13 protein-coding genes and 1 tRNA gene are annotated in these 17,945 nt (G+C 43.2%); 8 read left to right on the top strand and 6 right to left on the bottom strand.

All coding sequences use genetic code 11. From position 1 onward, the window contains the following. Positions 1–84 precede the first annotated feature (84 nt). Together HDC91_RS17170 and HDC91_RS17165 are read left to right on the top strand one after the other, a co-directional pair. Entirely contained in the window at positions 85–762 is a 678-nt protein-coding gene (locus HDC91_RS17170; protein WP_183554244.1) for an FISUMP domain-containing protein, read from the top strand. A 67-nt stretch (positions 763–829) separates the two neighbouring features. Beyond that, a complete protein-coding gene (locus tag HDC91_RS17165; RefSeq protein ID WP_183554243.1) occupies positions 830–1,339 on the top strand; it encodes a DinB family protein in 510 nt (169 codons plus the stop codon). Positions 1,340–1,473: 134 nt separating this feature from the next. Here HDC91_RS17165 and rlmF read toward each other — a convergent pair whose 3' ends face one another. Next, positions 1,474–2,385: a 23S rRNA (adenine(1618)-N(6))-methyltransferase RlmF gene (rlmF, locus tag HDC91_RS17160; protein WP_183554242.1), complete on the bottom strand. Its 912-nt coding sequence runs from the start codon at positions 2,383–2,385 to the stop codon at positions 1,474–1,476. 48 nt (positions 2,386–2,433) lie between these two features. Here rlmF and HDC91_RS17155 point away from each other — a divergent pair, with 48 nt between their 5' ends. Next, a complete protein-coding gene (locus HDC91_RS17155; protein WP_255476772.1) occupies positions 2,434–2,919 on the top strand; it encodes a GyrI-like domain-containing protein in 486 nt (161 codons plus the stop codon). 36 nt (positions 2,920–2,955) lie between these two features. Here HDC91_RS17155 and HDC91_RS17150 read toward each other — a convergent pair. Next, a tRNA-Arg gene (locus HDC91_RS17150) sits at positions 2,956–3,027 on the bottom strand. Positions 3,028–3,106: 79 nt separating this feature from the next. After that, positions 3,107–5,173 (bottom strand): methionine--tRNA ligase, encoded by a 2,067-nt coding sequence (metG, locus tag HDC91_RS17145; protein WP_183554241.1) that lies wholly within the window; start codon positions 5,171–5,173, stop codon positions 3,107–3,109. 131 nt (positions 5,174–5,304) lie between these two features. Here metG and HDC91_RS17140 point away from each other — a divergent pair, with 131 nt between their 5' ends. After that, positions 5,305–6,222 (top strand): LD-carboxypeptidase, encoded by a 918-nt coding sequence (locus tag HDC91_RS17140; RefSeq protein WP_183554235.1) that lies wholly within the window; start codon positions 5,305–5,307, stop codon positions 6,220–6,222. A gap of 17 nt (positions 6,223–6,239) precedes the next feature. Beyond that, a complete protein-coding gene (locus HDC91_RS17135) occupies positions 6,240–6,647 on the top strand; it encodes a DoxX family protein (RefSeq protein WP_183554233.1) in 408 nt (135 codons plus the stop codon). Between the two features lie 347 nt (positions 6,648–6,994). Here the strand turns inward: HDC91_RS17135 and HDC91_RS17130 are convergent, their stop codons facing one another. From HDC91_RS17130 to HDC91_RS17120, 3 genes are read right to left on the bottom strand one after another with little or no spacing between them, the layout of a single operon-like run. Continuing rightward, positions 6,995–7,960 carry a DUF1735 domain-containing protein gene (locus tag HDC91_RS17130; RefSeq protein ID WP_183554231.1) on the bottom strand — a complete coding sequence of 322 codons (966 nt, stop codon included), beginning with the start codon at positions 7,958–7,960 and terminating at the stop codon, positions 6,995–6,997. Between the two features lie 18 nt (positions 7,961–7,978). Then, positions 7,979–9,613, bottom strand: a complete 1,635-nt coding sequence (locus HDC91_RS17125; protein WP_183554229.1) for a SusD/RagB family nutrient-binding outer membrane lipoprotein — start codon at positions 9,611–9,613, stop codon at positions 7,979–7,981. Positions 9,614–9,626: 13 nt separating this feature from the next. Continuing rightward, entirely contained in the window at positions 9,627–12,740 is a 3,114-nt protein-coding gene (locus HDC91_RS17120) for a SusC/RagA family TonB-linked outer membrane protein (RefSeq protein WP_183554227.1), read from the bottom strand. Between the two features lie 186 nt (positions 12,741–12,926). Between HDC91_RS17120 and HDC91_RS17115 the strand changes: the two genes are divergently transcribed. From HDC91_RS17115 to HDC91_RS17105, 3 genes are all read left to right on the top strand, one after another. Then, entirely contained in the window at positions 12,927–13,271 is a 345-nt protein-coding gene (locus HDC91_RS17115) for a PadR family transcriptional regulator (protein ID WP_162430119.1), read from the top strand. Between the two features lie 11 nt (positions 13,272–13,282). Next, entirely contained in the window at positions 13,283–14,950 is a 1,668-nt protein-coding gene (locus HDC91_RS17110; protein ID WP_183554225.1) for a PspC domain-containing protein, read from the top strand. A 437-nt stretch (positions 14,951–15,387) separates the two neighbouring features. Continuing rightward, positions 15,388–17,838, top strand: coding sequence for an outer membrane beta-barrel family protein (locus tag HDC91_RS17105; protein ID WP_183554223.1), 2,451 nt, complete (start codon positions 15,388–15,390; stop codon positions 17,836–17,838). The last annotated feature ends 107 nt before the right edge of the window (positions 17,839–17,945 follow it).

Below are 17,945 nucleotides of genomic sequence, written 5' to 3'. Positions count from 1 at the left end.
AGTTGTAAATTTGGTGGGTATACCAATCAATGGGATTAAATGCGGCTGCGTACCAGTAATATTCCATCGAGTTACTTTAGAACCATGAATAAACTTCTCACATTCTTAATTTTTTTAGCGGTATTTACATCAGGCTGTAAAAAAGAAACAGGCGACAAAAGCAAAATCACTATTAGCGGTACCTCTTACCCTACAGTTGTAATCGGCCGACAGGAATGGACAACGGTAAATTATAATGGCCCGGGTGGTTTACAAGGAGAGTTTTTCGGCCCCGACGATAACTTTAATAAGTTTTATACTGTTGAGGAAGCCATTAAGATCCGGTTACCCTCCGGATGGCGTGTTCCAACAAAAGACGATTTTAATACACTCATCGGTCACTTTAGCAGCGCCAAAGATAAGGATGGAAATTTTGTGGGAGATATTAATGTCGCTAAAGCTTTAATGTCAACAGATGGCTGGGACAATACCGGGCAAGAGGAGAATCGTGGGACTAACTCATCTGGTTTTAATGCGTACCCTGCAGGTTTTTATATCGAAAATCCTCTATATAATGAATGGGTAACCACAAGTGCCTGGTTTTTAACTTCAACGCCTTTGCCAAAGAAAAAGGTTACTTCGCATTCTACTAACTATGCTTTTATCATCACGAATTTATGGCTTAACGTTTCTGTAGACAATGTTACTACTTGCTTTGCATGCCTTCCCGGCGTGTATAACACCAATAATGCTAAATCTTTGCGTTTTGTAAGAAACTTATAACCCTGCTGACATACTGCTGTCATTCATCTAAAGTTTCTTTGTGTTATAAACGTTAAAACTTAAAACCATGACAAACACAACAGCAACAACCGACACACCGGTTATAACCTCGCAGCAACTTTTAAGCAACTGGCAGGAGCACCGCAGGCTTAGCCGCAAGGTATTGGCCGCCTTCCCCGAAAAAGAGCTTTTTGAATTTTCTATAGGCGGTATGCGCACCTACAATTTACTGGCCGGCGAAATGATAGGCCTTGCCAGCGGAGGTATAAATGGCGTAGCTACCGGTAAATGGGAAACCACTCCCCAACTTGATTATTTTAACCGCGACACCCAATTAAAAACCAAAGCCGAACTGCTGGAGGCATGGGATGAGGTAACGGAACAAATTGATATTTTGTGGCCGCAGATACCCGCCGGTCGTTTTAGCGAAACAGATAAAGCTTTCGGAATGTACGAGAACACGATAACCGATAGCATTCGTTATTTTATAGATAACGAGATACACCACCGCGGCCAGGGGTATGTTTACCTGCGAGCCCTGGGCATTGAGCCGCCCGCGTTTTGGGATAGGTCTTAATTTCGTCGGAGTTGGTGTCACGATGGCGCCACCAATAATTTGAGATACCTGATTATTAGCTATTTACAAGTGTTCACGACGTTCACGTGCGCCGAACGTGAACACTTGTAATGATGCGTGGTTATGTTTGCGTGCTAAAAGCGCCAAACCAGTATCCTGCTGGTCTTTTGTCCCTGCGACATGCTGATGGTTCTTACATCCGCGGCTTTGTAATAATCAAGCGATTTGTAACAGCCATCCAGCGTGGTTTTTTTAGAAATTAGCGATGAGAACCATTTGCACTGCCGGCCATACTGCACACTTTCGCTGATCATCTTATTCAGGAAACGGGGCTCGCCGCCCTCGTACCAAAGCTCGTTATTGCGGCCGCCAAAGTTGAGGGCTGCGCCTTTATCCTGTCCCAGGTTCTTCCACTTGCGGCTCGATTTTTCTTTAACCTCTTTTGACGACGAATGGAACGGCGGGTTGCACATCGTCATGTCAAACTTTTCGCCGGGTTTTATCACATCCTGAAAAATATTTGAATATGATGTTTGTTTGCGGATATCTATTGCACCTGCCAACCCATTGTCTTCTACTATCTTTTTTGCAGCGGCAGCGGCTATGTAATCACCTTCGCTGCCAACAAAATCCCAGCCGTATATTTTGTGGCCTAAAAGCGGGTAAATACAATTGGCGCCAACCCCTATATCCAGCACTTTAACGGTTTTGCCGGTTGGTACTACCCTATTGTTACCTTCGGCCAATACATCGGCTATATAGTGTATGTAATCGGCCCTGCCCGGAATCGGCGGACAAAGGAAGCCTTCCGGAATATCCCAGTTATCTACACCATAATATTGTTTTAGCAAAGCTTTATTAAGGGCTTTAACAGCTTCTGGGTCGGTAAAATCAATAGCCAGGTAGGCAAATTCGTTCTGCAACACAAAGGGCTTTAGGTCAGGCAGCGTTTTTATAAGCGCCTTAAAATCATACCGGTTACGGTGAGCGTTGCGCGGGTGCAGGTTGGTTTTTTCTTCCTGCTGAGAATTTGCTTGGTCTGCCATAATATCCGGCAAAGTTAAAAAGTATATTTGTGATTCAGGATAAAAGCCATGATGCAGCCGCAGATCAAAACCATACCCGAAAAAAAACTGGTGGGCCACCATGTGTTGATGACCCTTACCCAAAACAAAACCGGTGAATTGTTCAGAGGGTTTATGCCGTGCCGCAGCGAGATACAAAACATGGTAGGCGCTGATATTATATGCATGCAGGTGTATGATCCTAACTTAAATTTTAACGATGTTTCGATAGATACCCCTCATCAAAAATGGGCCGCTGTTGAGGTTACCGATTATAGTGACATACCCAAGGGCATGGAGACCTTCACGATCCCCGGCGGCATGTATGCGGTTTTTTTGTATAAGGGTAATCCTGCTGCGTATGGGCCAACATTTAATTACATATTTAACACCTGGCTACCGGCATCGCCTTATGAAGTTGATAACCGTCCGCATTTCGAAATATTAGGCGAAAAGTATAAGAACAACGACCCGGCATCGGAAGAGGAAATATGGGTGCCGATAAGGGTAAAATAAAAAGCCTTTAGATTAATCTAAAGGCTTGCACTAATGTGGTCCTGACGAGAATCGAACTCATATCTAAAGTTTAGGAAACTTCTATTCTATCCGTTGAACTACAGGACCATGTATTTTAAGAAATGCAAAGGTGCAAATTATACTTGAAAATTCAATCTGCACATCCGCATATTTTCACATCTGCACCTTATCTTATTACCGATCCATTTGGCATTTCATCGGCAGGGGCTACAAAGCTTAGCTTACCTTCAGCATTTTCGGCCATCAATATCATCCCTTGCGACATGATACCTTTTATTTCGCGCGGTTCCAGGTTCACCAATATGCTTACCTGCTTTCCAATAATAGCTTCCGGCTCGTAATGTTCGGCAATGCCCGATACTACGGTGCGCTGATCTATCCCGGTATCAATAGTCAGCTTCAACAATTTCTTGGTTTTTGCCACCTTTTCGGCAGTTAAGATAGTGCCTGTGCGGATATCCATCCCCACAAAATCATCAAAGGAAATATTGGCTTTTGCCGGGGCAATAACAGGCTTTTGCGCCACTGCCGATGCCGCTTTTTTATCTGCCAGTTTTTGGATCTGCTTATCAATAACCTCGTCCTCTACCTTCTCAAACAATAGCGCAGCGGGGTTTAACTGATGGCCGTTCTCAAACGCCATTTCCTGGTCAAAGGTTATGGCATCCTTGTTCAGCATGCCAAATATTTTTGTGGCTGTGGCCGGTAAAAACGGCTGCAGGCAGGTAGCCAGGTGGCCTATTAGTATAAGGCTATTATGCAGGGCATTTTTAGCCGCTTCAGGGTCAGTTTTAATGGTTTTCCATGGCTCCTGCTCGGTAAGGTAGCGGTTGCCCAGGCGCGCCATATCCATAACGCTCTGCAAAGCAGCGCGGAAACGATAGCTCTCCAGGTTTTTGCCTAACTCATCGTAATATCCGCCTAACTCGGCGTCTACTTTAGCATCGGTAAGCTTTATAGCGCCGCTATCGCTTTCTACCTTGCCATCATAGTACTTATGCATTAATATCATTACACGGTTAACATAGTTACCTAAAATGGCAACCAGCTCGTTGTTTACACGTGCCTGGTAATCTTTCCAGGTAAATTCGCTGTCGCTGGTTTCGGGGAGTATGGATGTAAGCACATAACGCAATTCGTCCTGCTTACCGGGGAACTCTTCCAGGTATTCGTGCAGCCAAACCGCGTGGTTGCGCGATGTGGATAGCTTATCGCCTTCCAGGTTTAAAAACTCGTTAGCAGGCACGTTCTGCGGTAATATATAATCGCCGTGCGCTTTTAATATAGCAGGGAATATGATACAGTGAAACACAATATTATCCTTACCAATAAAGTGCATCAGGCAGGCATCGTCTTCGGTATTTACCTGCTTTTTCCAGTACTGCTGCCAGTCTTTCCCATTATCAATGGCCCATTGTTTGGTTGCCGATATATAGCCTATCGGCGCATCCATCCACACATACAGCTTTTTGCCTTTAGCTTCTTCCAACGGCACGTCGATACCCCAATCCAGGTCGCGTGTCATAGAGCGGGGCTGCAAACCCGATTTTAACCACGAGCGGCATTGGCCAAATACGTTAACCTTCCACTCGCCTTCTTTCTCATCTATCCATTGCTCCAACCAGGGCTGATACTTATCTAATGGTAAATACCAGTGCTTAGTAGGCTTTAAAACCGGTTTTTTATTGCTAAGGGTAGATATCGGGTCGATCAGATCGGTCGGATTTAAGGATGTGCCACAGTTTTCGCACTGATCGCCGTAAGCCTTATCATAGCTGCAAACCGGGCAGGTCCCGGTTATGTAGCGGTCGGCCAGGAACTGGTCAAATTCATCATCATAATATTGCTCAGAATATTTCTCAATAAATTCACCTTTTTCGTACAAATTCAGAAAAAATTCCTGCGAAAGATCGTGATGTATGGCCGACGATGTACGGTGGTAAATATCAAACGAGATCCCGAACTCCTCAAAGCTGCTTTTTATCTGGTTGTGATATTTATCAATAATGGCCTGGGGCGTTGTGCCCTCTTTTTTTGCCTTTATGGTGATGGCAGCCCCGTGCTCGTCTGAGCCGCAAATGTACACCACATCCTTTTTCATAAGCCGCAGGTAACGCACAAAAATATCTGCCGGCAGGTATGCTCCCGCCAAATGGCCAATATGCAGCGGCCCGTTTGCATAAGGCAGTGCTGATGTTATGGTGTATCTTTTATATTTATTAAGTTGCGACATTAAAGAGGGATGTTTATTAATTTGCAAAGATAATTTTTTTAAGCCAGAAAGTTGGGAAAGACGGAAAGTCCGCAAGACCGGATGACGGAAAGTTATCAGCGTAAAATCACATCATTAATCTTTCGGAACTTATGCCGGCTTTCGGACTTTCGGACACTCCAATCCCATACCTTAAAAAGGGTGACAAAGTTGCTATAACCTGTCCGGCCAAAAAGCTGCCCATCCCCATGACGGATGCCGTTAATTTGCTGACCGGGTGGGGGCTTGAGGTTGTACTGGGCAAAACCGTAAATGCATCGTACCACCAGTTTGCCGGCGACGACGCTTTCAGGGCGGCAGACCTGCAGCGTTTTATTGACGACGACAGCATCAAAGCTATTATTTGCGCACGGGGTGGGTATGGCACCATTCGCATGGTTGATATGGTCAATTTTAACCGCTTGCAAAGCAACCCAAAATGGCTGGTTGGTTTTAGTGATATTACCCTGTTGCACTCGCATATTATAACAAACTATAACTTGCCGTGCATTCACGGGCAAATGCCGCTGAACATACCTGATGCCTCTTCTTATTCGCTGGAAACACTAAGGAAAGCTTTATTTGGCGAAGCAATAAGTTACCGTATTGAACCGAACCCTTTGAACCGGCGCGGCGAATGCCAGGGCATATTGGTTGGGGGCAATCTTTCATTATTATTGGCCGTATCCGGTTCTGTAAGCGATCTTGACTATAACGGCAAGATATTGTTTATTGAGGACGTTGGCGAATACCTTTACGCCATCGACCGTATGCTGCGCGCGCTTAAACGTGCTGGAAAGCTCAAACACCTTGCTGGCCTTATTGCAGGCGGCTTTACCGACTTGAAAGATAACGACATCCCCTTTGGGCAAACGCTGCCCGAGATTGTTATGGATGTTGTTGCCGAATATGATTACCCGGTCTGCTTTGATTTTCCGGCGGGCCACATTTCAAATAACTGCAGCCTGATATTGGGCAAAACACTTTGGTTAGCGGTTGAAACAGATGTTGTTAATATCGATTATCCCTAATAAATTGTAATACGGTTATGGCATACTTAAACAGCTTAAATAATTACCGCAACACCGGCCTGCTCATTTTAAGGGTTGGATTGGGCGCAATGATGATTTTTCACGGATATCCAAAACTGACCGGAGGTACGGAAATGTGGGCGGGCCTTGGCAGCTCAACCCAATATGTAGGCATACACTTTTGGCCGGTAATGTGGGGTTTTTTGGCAGCAATTACCGAAACACTTGGCGGTTTCCTGATACTGATAGGCCTTGCATTCAGGCCGGCCGCACTTTTTTTAATGCTAAACCTGGTAGTAGCAGCAGCAACCCATTTAGGCAAAGGCGACGGGCTGGACGGTGCAGCACATGCCATTGAACTGGCCTTCGTATTTGCCGGGCTGATATTTGTAGGGCCCGGTAAGTATAGTGTAGATAAAAAATAGAGACCGCTTTGATAATTAATAATGCATGTCATGCTGTTAACAGAGCGCGAGACGATACATCCTAATCCAATTACACACTTGAATATACCACATTTACATTGAGTAAAGGAGGCTTTTATGCCTCCTTTACTGTTTTAGCACACTGCTTACAAACCCTAAGCAAATCTTATCCGGCTCAAGACTACAGCAACTATTTGAGCCAGAATCCGATTATATATGCTAAGCCATTCAATAAACACATGGGCGACATTATCAATGCTTTATAAACAATTTTGACACTTAAATATACTGCATAAAAAAGCCCCGCTATTGTTAGCGGGGCTTTCATTATTTAATTTGATATCAAATTATGGGCGAGGGCCTTGATAAGTATAGGTTTCATCAAACGTTAACCTTTTAGCACCAAGTTGATACATAAAATACTTTACTTTAAAGGTTTTGGTTGCAGGGTCATACTCATTTACGCCAGTAGGGTCTAGTTCAGCCGAGCGTTTGTTTGCGCCAGCTTGCTGTCCGTAAGCGTTCTCAACTTTAATGATCTTGTTGGTTGCTGGGTCAAATGTAAACTCTGGAGAAAACGAGCCATAGTAGCTTATATCGCCATTGGCATTATTTGTATAGAACAAGAAACCATAAGTACCTAAATCTTCGTTGAATACATCAACTGTTCCTGCGCTGATGGTTTCAAGATCCGCTGTGTAAGGGAAATAGCCTGTATAAGCAGGGAAACTTAAATCGTGATATTCACCAGTCACTTTATATACACCATCGTATTTGTTTTTGGCACCAACGGATACTAATATAGTACCATAATTGCCGCTTACAGTTCCAGATGATACGGAAGCAATATGAAAGGGCAATGCATAAGACTTAGCAAAATCAAACTGGTCCGGTTTTACCGTTACAGTAAACTTGGCAAAATTCTCTCCTTTTTTAATTACGACCGAGCTCGGCATGCCAGAGAAGAATTCGGCTGGCAGCATTTCGTAATGTGCGTCCTTGTACTCGTTGTATGCGGCGATTTTATCCGCTCCTTCGTTATCAAGATTAACAGTAATGTCTTCAGGAGCAGGAGCGCCTCCTGTATAACCAATTGTTAGTTCCAAAGTGGCACTCGGTACTACGTCATACGATTTAGTGTACAACGCCACAGGCGAGTTTACATCAGATGTAGGTGCTACAAACAAATTGGTTGAAAATTCAATCACTGGTGGTGAACCGCCCGGCGGAAGGTTAACCGGGCCATCTTTTAAACAAGATGTTAAGCTTGTTGTGCTAATGGCCAATAATAAAATGCCTAAATATTTTTTCATTTTCTTATATATTAAATATTAATTAAGATCCCAAAACAATTTCGAAGTGAAGTTATTTACCGCTGGAGGAACGTTTGCACTGTTCAATGCATATTCGCTGCTTGGATATTGTATTCTAACAGGTAATTTATCAGGAGCTGTTGAAACCGAAATTGTTGAAGCAGCATTATGTGCCGGATCGCCAGTCGGATTCGATTTTGGGTAACCTGTTCTACGGTACTCATTAAACGCTTCGTTGGCATCGATCTGGTTTAACGCGATATATTTTTGCGTTATAATAGCCTCTAATTTTTGTGCCTCAGTAGTAGGAGTAGTTGTATTGTTTACAATATCCGTAACAGTAGTATACCTTACCAAGTAATTTTTAGAATTAGCCGAAATATATGCATTTGCATCATCATTAGCTTTGCTTTCTGAGTAACTGCCTGAATAAGCATTACTTTTGTCTTTATACAAATATCTGAAAGACGCTCTGATGCCTTCATTAAAATTATCCTGAGCTGTGGCCGGAGATCCTACTAAACCAACAAGATTTGCTTCTGCTTGTAAAAAGTAGCTTTCTGCAGCAAGCATTATTGGCTGACCCATAGAAGGGCCTTTTAATATACCAACCGCATCACCCGATGTACCTGTTGCAGTACCGATATACCACGCAGAGCCATTAGGGGCGTTAGGATTTGTTGAGCTACCCAATTGGCCGGTATAGGTGGTTAAGCTTTTGTAGGTAACCGCACCGCGTGCAGGGTCAGATATTTTCTTGCCATCATAGAATCCTACCGCAAATGCTGTTGGCACTTGTTGAATACCTGCGGCCGAAGGGCTACCTGTCTCATTGTATGCCCACGTGTTCCACATTGGGTTTTGCTTGCCCGCGTTACCCGCTTGGTAGCCCGGCTGAACGATGGCATCTTTTGTGATAAAAGCGGCGCCAGCAAGTTTAGCTTTTTCCGCGCTTATTACAGAAGCCATAGAAGTAACATCCTGAATACGAATAAGCATACGCAATTTGATGGTATTTGCAAATCTTTTCCATAATTGCATGTCACCACCAAATAAAACGTCGACGCTACCGGCAGACGCTGTTTTAATAGGAGTAGGTACCTCTGCAGTTGACATATCGATACTTTCTATCGCGGTGTTCAGCTGAGCAAATAAGTCTGTATAGATATCTTCTGCTTTGTCATATTTAGGTGCAATATTAGCAGCACCTTTTACCGCTTCTGTGTAAGGCACATCGCCGTAGATATCAACTAAACGCTGGTAAGCAAACGCACGCATAATTCGGGCGGCTGCGTTAAAATACCTATCTTTTCCATCAGCACTTGTCTTATCAACGATGTATTGCAAATCGTTGATGTTATCGTAACTGTTACTGAATAAGTTGGTATAATCGGTAGTTGCATAGTTGTAGGTCGTTTGTGCACCAAACGCGCCGTAACCACCACCATTAGCTGTCATACCATTTGCGTATCCGGCAAAGCTGTTAAATTGAACGTGATATGCAGCAAACGAAACAATAGCTTGCGGTAAGATCAAATCGGGCGTAGCCGCCGTCGGATCATTTGGATTCGCATTGATATCCAAATATTTGTTACATGATGTGGCACTCACAACGAGTCCGCACACCATTAATATTTTAAATAATTTTTTCATGTTTTCTTAAGAATTAAAAGTTTACTGATACTGTAGCACCATAGTACCTTGTTGGAGGCGTTTGACCCAGGGTGTTAATACCAATAGCGTTTGAATCAGTAAAGCTATACTCAGGGTCTGTGTAGATGTTTGATTTCGGTAACCATAAGAATAGGTTACGGCCTTGCAAACCTACAGTAGCGCCTTTGATGTATTTACCGTTACCGAACAATGATTTTGGCAGATCGTATTGTAATGATACTTCGCGCAGTTTCCAGGAAGCAGCGCTTGTTACATAGTTCGAAGCGATATTCAAGTTACGGTTGTTATCTGCGAAGAAACCGTTAGCACCGTCAGCAACAGTAATGTTGGTGTTGGCAACGTATTGGTTTGTAGCAGGATCAAGGTAAGAAGAGTTAGGGAATACGAAACGCTCGCGATCGTAATAAACTGTTCTTAAACCGGCACCTGAGAAGTCAAAGCTACCCGAGCTGTTGAAGATAACAAAGCCACCACGATACTCGGCTAATGCTGCAAAACGGAACGATTTGTAACGAAGCTCCACATTTAAACCTAAGCGGTCTTTTGGCTGAGTGTTACCAAGCTGAACCTGTACAGGATTAGCTGAAGGATATCCGGTAGTAGCATCAACAATAACACGGCCTTGATCATCACGAAGGTAGTCAGATCCTAATAACATTGGGTAAGGCTGGCCTTTAATAGCGTAAACCTGTGCGTTACCGCCTGATGATAATGCAAGTTTTTCTATTTGATCAGAAATGTACGCTACTTTGTTTGTAACGTGGGTATAGTTAGCACCTAAGGTCAAAGTCCAGCCACTTGCTGTTCTTAATGGAGTGATAAATAAGGCAGTTTCAATACCGTTATTGTCAACACGACCGGTATTTACCAGGTAGCTTGAGAAACCAGATGCTGTTGACAAACCTGCAGGAACCGTTTGGTTAGTTGTTTGCGTTGAGTAGTACGTAGCACTTGCCGTTACACGGTTATCGATCAAATCGGCATCAAAACCAAACTCATAACCTTTCGTGATCTCGGGCCTTAATGAATTTGATACTACACGACCAGAGAAACCATAACCCGGGCCAGTGCTGTATGGGTAACCATTAGATTGTGAGAAAGTAGTGTTAAGCGCATACGGATCGATATTGGCCTGACCAACTTTAGATACACCAGCCCTTATTTTTAAGGCATTAAGTATATTGCTGCCTTTTAACGACTCGATCAAGTTAGTCGGCGTAAACGCAACGTCCGCTGCAGGGTAAAAGAACGAACGGTTTTCAGGAGCTAATACTGATAACCAGTCGTTACGGCCGGTAACGTGCAAAGTCAGGTAATCTTCATACGATAACTTTAAGTCACCGTATATTGACTGCTGACGACGACGTGCGTCAAATTGTGTACCTCCAGTATTAGCGGTGTAACGTTGATTAACGTTTAACAGGTCGCGCTGTATCAAACCAGACGCGTTGATTGTTTGAGTCTGCCCGTTGTTATCGCGGATACCTGCACCTGCAGTAAAGGTTACATTTAATTTATTGTAACGTTTATCAAATGTGGCAAGGAAATCAGATACTAACTGGGTGGCAAAATTACTGCCGTTCTCAACGCTACCGGGAATGTCATTCCTTTTCACAGAAGCAGTCGCAATAGATTTTGTGTAAGCATCTAACACAAATTTGTTAGTATAGCTTTTGTATGACTGATTAGAAGCAGTGATACCAACACGGCCGGTAAATGTTAACCAGCTGATCGGGTTCCACTTTAACTCAGTTTGACCAACAAAGTAATCGTTCCTTATGTTCTGACGGTTGTTGTCGATAGTGAAATAAGGGTTTGGATAGTACTCGTTGTAATAGTTGTTAGGGTTAGCCCAAATGTTATTCTGCCAATCCTTATAATCAGTTATATTGATGTGCGGTGGAGTTTGTAACAATTGATCATAAACGCTACCGGTTTGGGTGGTAGTGTTGTACCTGTTTTGTACGTAGTTAGCGCTGTAGGTAACGTTTATACGATCGTTGATCTTACGTGTACCGTTAGCACGGATAGAAGCGCGGTTGTATGCATCATGAGGAGTAGTACCTTTTTGAGTTACATACTGGCCAGACAGGTAAAAAGTTGAGCTTTCGCTACCCGAAGATAACGCAATGTCAGTTTGGTTTAACACACCAGTGTTCCAGAACTGATTTTTACCATCATTAGCTGAATAACGTACTTTTTGGATAGTACCGTCAGGCAGCGGGCGACCGATTTCAACAATTGACCCGTCAAACCTTGGGCCGTATTGCTGGTTTTCGAAAGGTATGTACAACTGAACATCAGTGTTTGAACCAGAACCAAACTCAGTTTGAGTTTTTGGATTGTAGCTCACGTGTTCAAAGCTGGTTGAGTTTGACACCCTAATGCTGGTTTCGCCTTTTCTACCTTTTTTGGTAGTGATCAGTAACGCACCGTTTGATGCATCCGAACCGTAAAGCGCGGCAGCACCGGCACCATTTAACACCTGGATATCTTCGATATCCTCAGGGTTAATGTTACCTAAAATACTGCTTGGAACAATAACGTTATCAATAACCACCAGGGCCTGGTTGTTACCAAGTAACGAACGGTTACCACGCAGTACCAAACGAACAGTTGGGTTAACACCCGAACCTACCGTGTTAACCTGCAAACCGGCTACTTTACCAGATAAGGCCGCACCAACGTTGGTGGCTTTACCCTGAGTAAGCTCTCTTGCTTTAACAGTAGTTGAGGCATAACCCTGCTCGCGGCGTTTTACAGCCAAACCACCCGCAGACTGTACGATAACCTCGCTCAGTTGGTTTGCGGTAGCAGAAAGCACTACGTTCATGTTACTGCCGGCACCAATGTTAACTTCCTGCCTTTGGAAACCAATGAAAGAGAAGCTTAATGATTTTGCCGTAGCAGGCACGCTTAATGAGAATTTACCGGAAGCATTGGTTTGAGTTCCAACTGAAGTTCCGGTTACTGTAACACTTACCCCTGGTAACGGAAGACCGTCATCCTTTGAAGTAACTGTACCAGTAATTGTACGATTTTGTGCATATACCTGTGTTATGCATAACATCAGGAAACACAAACTTACTAGTAGAAGTTTTTTCATGTTTGTTAATAATAAGATCAGTTAATAGTTAATTAATCATAAAAGTAGTGTTACGCTATCAATAAATCAAATTAAAAAATGAAAAAAGATACTTTTTATTGAAATAATTTGAAAAAAATGAAAAAAAGATAAAAAATACAGTACTATGTATTGCATAATACATTTTAAAACATATATCTTTGTATTATGATTGTTGAAAACACACAAACCCAAATGAGGAAAGGCATACTGGAGTACTGCATACTTTCCATTATAGCAAAGGGTGAGATCTATGCCTCGGATATCATATCCGAGTTAAAGAAGGCCCGGCTGCTTGTAGTTGAGGGTACGTTATACCCTCTGCTTACCCGTTTAAAAAATAATGGCCTGCTTGCATACAACTGGGTGGAATCCACCTCGGGGCCCCCGCGTAAGTATTATGTGCTTAGCGAAGAAGGGCGCAAAGTGCTTGAACAGCTTGACGGAACCTGGCACGAACTTGCTTTTGCCGTACAAACCGCCATAGGCGACAGACATAACAATAACCAATAATATCACCCATCATGAATAAAACTATCATCATAAATATAAACGGCATCGTTTTTCATATAGAAGAAGATGCTTACGAGATACTTAAAAACTACATGACCGATGTACAGCGGCACTTTTTGAACTCGGCCGACAGCCTCGAGATCACTACTGATATCGAGAACCGCATAGCAGAAATGTTTAACGAAATACTGCTGAGAGAAGGTAAACAGGTTATTGTTTTGCAGGATGTGAAAACTGTTGTACAACAAATGGGATCGGTTGAGGACTTTGAAATGGAAGAAGAAGGCGCAAAACCACATGCACAACCCGCGTTTGGTTACGGCACCGAACCTCGCCGCCTGTTCCGCGACCCGGATGACCACCTGGTGGCAGGCGTTTGCTCGGGCATTGCCAACTATTTTGATTTCAACCCAGTTTGGGTGCGCTTATTGTTCGTCCTTTCGCTCATATTCTTCGGAACTGGTTTTCTACTATATGTAATACTATGGATTGTTGTGCCTAAGGCCGTTACACGCGCTGATCGGATGGCCATGAAAGGTCAAAAGCTGGACCTGCAGGGCTTTAAAAACAATTTTGAAGAAGAGATAAGCGGATTACGCAACAATATAGCAAACATGCATCATGAGGCGCGCCCCCTTATATACAGAACCCGTGATTTTGCAGGCGATGTATTTGGCCATTTTGGCAACTTTTTGGGTGGCGCAGGTAAAGTTATAGGTAAGCTGGTAGCAATCGCATTGATAGCAAGCTGCTTTGCCGGGATAGTCGCGCTTATTATATTATTGATATCGGCGTTTGTTTATGGCAACCATAATATTGGTATTTACCATATATTCCCTTTTAACATTACCAGCGAGCATGTTAACAACATATTTATAGTGTGCGCTGTACTTATGGGCATTATCCCGTTGCTGGCCATAATATTAACACTTATAAATGTAGTGTTTAAAGGCAATGTGATAAACCGCACTGCAGGCTCTGCGTTGCTAATGACCTGGATAGTAGCATTAAGCATTGTTATTTACTACGTTGCCAAAACATCGTCAAACTTTAAAGAATATGCCAGCTTTAGCCAAACCATAAATATAAAGCCATCGGCCGACAGCACTTATTACCTGAAGCTGAACGATATTAAATACCTGACCAGGGAAGACAGCATTCGCCTTAAGGTTAAAGAAGATTTTAGCGGCCGGGTTATTTTAGACGATGATGAAGATAATGACATGGATATGCCCGACAAGAATATCGATATTTTTATCGAAAAAAGCGATGTGCCGCAGCCTGTATTGGTCGAATCGTTCAGTGCACGTGGCAGCGATTATGAAGAGGCGCTTTCAAATGCACGCGGCACAAGCTACCAGTTTAAACAAGAAGGCAACGTGCTAAAGTTTAACCGCCGCCTCGAAAAACAGGCCGACAAGCTGTGGAGGGCCCAGCGATTACATCTTACACTTAAAATACCACTTAATTCAAAAGTAGTTATAGACGAACAGATAGACCGCTTTGTTAGGGATGTGGATGTTTGGCAATGCAAACAGGTAAACAAAAAGGACAACGCCTCTGATGTTAAGTTTATCATGACAGATAATGGGCTGCAATGCAAAGTTGACACCCTGGTACTACCGCAAAACAAACAAAAAGCTGCCGCCGATAGTGCAGCTGTGGATACCGTACAATAATGAAACCCATTATAAAATATATAAGCCTGCTATTATTCAGCGGGCTTATATTACCCTTTTATAATTCAACGCGGCATCAAAATGCCATCGCACCGGGCAAAACTAAAGCTGCATTAAATAAGCATAGCTCGAGCCAGGCCGATAGTGTTACAACGCAATACTTTATATATAAGGATATTGCGGAGATGCTTTTCCCCAATATCACAAATTAAAAATTTTGTGTAACCTTTTACTGCAGTTTGCCATCTTAATATAAAACGAAAAATCACATGCCTGTTACACGGCCGGCATACCACATAAACCATATACCTATGCAAATACTTACACCAGCTACCATCTAATCTGCGCGGATAACCGCCACACAAACTAATTTTTATTCAACCCAAAAAACGAAGGCATATCCTTCGCGGGGCTTTTATTGCCTAAATTTTTTATTCATGAAACAACAAACTATTAAAATACTATATCTCCTGCTCCTGCTATTATCTGCCGCTACCGTAAATGCACAACAAGCCAGGCCAACCGCCAGCGTAGCGGGCTCGTTACAGAACGAGCAGGCAAAACCTGTTGATTACGCTACAATAACCTTGTTAAGGGCCAAAGATTCAGTGGTAGTTAAAGGCACGCTTACAAACGATGCCGGTAACTATGTAATAGACCATATCGTGCCGGGCAAGTATATTGTTAAGGCAACAAACGTTGGCTACCACCCGGCTTTTAGCCCGGCATTCGAGGTAACGGCCGACCAAACGCAGGTTAGTGCGCCTTTACTAAAAATGGAGCAAAACAGCCGTAGCCTGCAAGGTGTAACCGTAACTTCATCAAAACCCCTTATCGAGCGCAAGCTCGACCGCACGGTGATGAACGTAGAGAACAGTGTGCTTGCCGCGGGTAACTCTGCCTTAGAGATATTGGAACGCGCCCCTGGAGTTACTATCGATAAAGACGACAACATAACCCTTAAAGGCAAACAAGGCGTTACCGTGATGATAAACGATAAGCTTACTTACCTGTCGTCAACACAATTGGCGGCCTTACTGCGGTCTACCGATGGCACCACGATACAATCTATAGAGATCATCACCAACCCTTCTGCAAAATACGATGCTTCGGGTAATTCGGGTATCATCAACATCAAGTTAAAAAAGAACAAGCAAAGCGGCACAAACGGCAGTATAACGGCCGGCGCTGCATATGGCAAAAACTTTAGAGATAATACCAGTCTTAACCTGAACCATAAAGTTGGCAACCTGAATGTATTTAGTACGCTTAGCCGTGGTGATGTGACCCGGCAGAACGTAATTGACATTAACCGCACCGTGGTGAGCGGGCCAACCACAACTTATTTTATGCAAAACACACTTATGAAAAGAACGGTACACTATAATAATTACCGTGTGGGGGCCGATTACACCACTTCGGCTAAAAACACCTTAGGTTTTGTTGTAAGCGGCGATTACACTAATGAATATAATAACAACAAAAGCGTTACAAATATCGGGTCAACACCGGTTGTTTTAGATTCGGTACAACATACGCCCTCAACCATTAACCAAACCTACCGTAACATTGCTGTAAACCTGAATGACAAACTGGTTATAGATACTAACGGCCAGGAATTGAGTATAGACCTGGATTACTCAAAATTCAAAAACAACTCATTTGCCAATAACGATACATACTTTTTCCTGCCCGATGGCAGCGTACAGCACCCGGCTTTATTTTTACGTAATCAAACACCTTCAAACATCACCATATATACCGGCAAGGCCGATTATACCTATCCTATTAATAAAAACCTAAAACTGGAAGCCGGGGTGAAGGCAAGCTCGGTAAAAACCGATAACGACCTGCGTGCCGAAATTGAGAAGGGTGGTGCATTTATAAACGATGTTTCGCGCACTAACCGCTTTATTTATGACGAAAGGGTGAGCGCGGCCTATGTAAACCTGGGGCAAACGTTTAAGAACACATCTGTGCAGGTAGGTTTACGTGCAGAAAATACTGTATCAACAGGTAACCTGATAACCAATAGCCAGGTAGTGCATCGGTCATACCTCGATTTCTTCCCCAGCTTATTCGTTAATCAAACGCTGTCGGCCAAACACGAATTAGGGTTTAACTTCAGCAGGCGTATAGACAGACCGAACTATGACAACCTGAACCCGTTTGTGTACTACCTTGACCAGTACACCTATGAAAAAGGAAATCCATTCCTTAAGCCGCAATACACCAACTCTTTCGAGCTTAATTACACCTACAATAAAACTATTAACGTTACTTTGGGCTATAGCCACACTACTGACGCGAGCGTGGATGTATTATACACCGATACAGTAAAAAAGGCGACTTTCCAGACAAACGAAAACCTGCAGACACAAAACAACTATAACATCAATATCAACACCCCTTATACCATTGCAAAATGGTGGACAGGAAACGTAGATGTTACCGGATTTTATCAAAAGTTTAAGTCGGCAGGGTTGTTTGGCGGCACGCTTAACAATGGGCAGGCCGCTTTTCAGGGCCGTACCACCCAAACGTTCATTCTCCCCGGATACAAATTTGAGGTATCAGCCTTTTATCAATCAGCGTTAAGCTATAGTATATTTAAGATCAAACCGCAATACTCCGTTGATGCCGGGGTAAGCCATTCTTTCTATAAAAAGAAAATGAACATCAAATTAGCCGTATCAGATATATTTGATACACGCAAAAACAGGGTAGCCACTAATTATACCAGTACAAACCTTAACCTGTTACAAAAGAATGAAACCCGCCTGGCGCGAATAACCTTTACCTATAACTTTGGCAACAGCAAAATAAAAGCCCGCCAGCACAGAACCGGTGCCGAAGACGAAAAAGGCAGGGTGAAAAGCGGTAATTAAAGATTCACGAAATCAAGACATAAGAGTCAAGACCAAAAAAGCCACCTCATAATAAGGTGGCTTTTTTAACGCTTTATAGTCTTGATTCCTGATTCTAATGTTCTTGC

The organism is Mucilaginibacter sp. AK015 (assembly GCF_014200785.1).
Lineage (GTDB): Bacteria > Bacteroidota > Bacteroidia > Sphingobacteriales > Sphingobacteriaceae > Mucilaginibacter.
The sequence above is the reverse complement of the archived record's forward strand: the minus strand, read 5'-3'. Positions and strand labels throughout refer to the sequence as shown.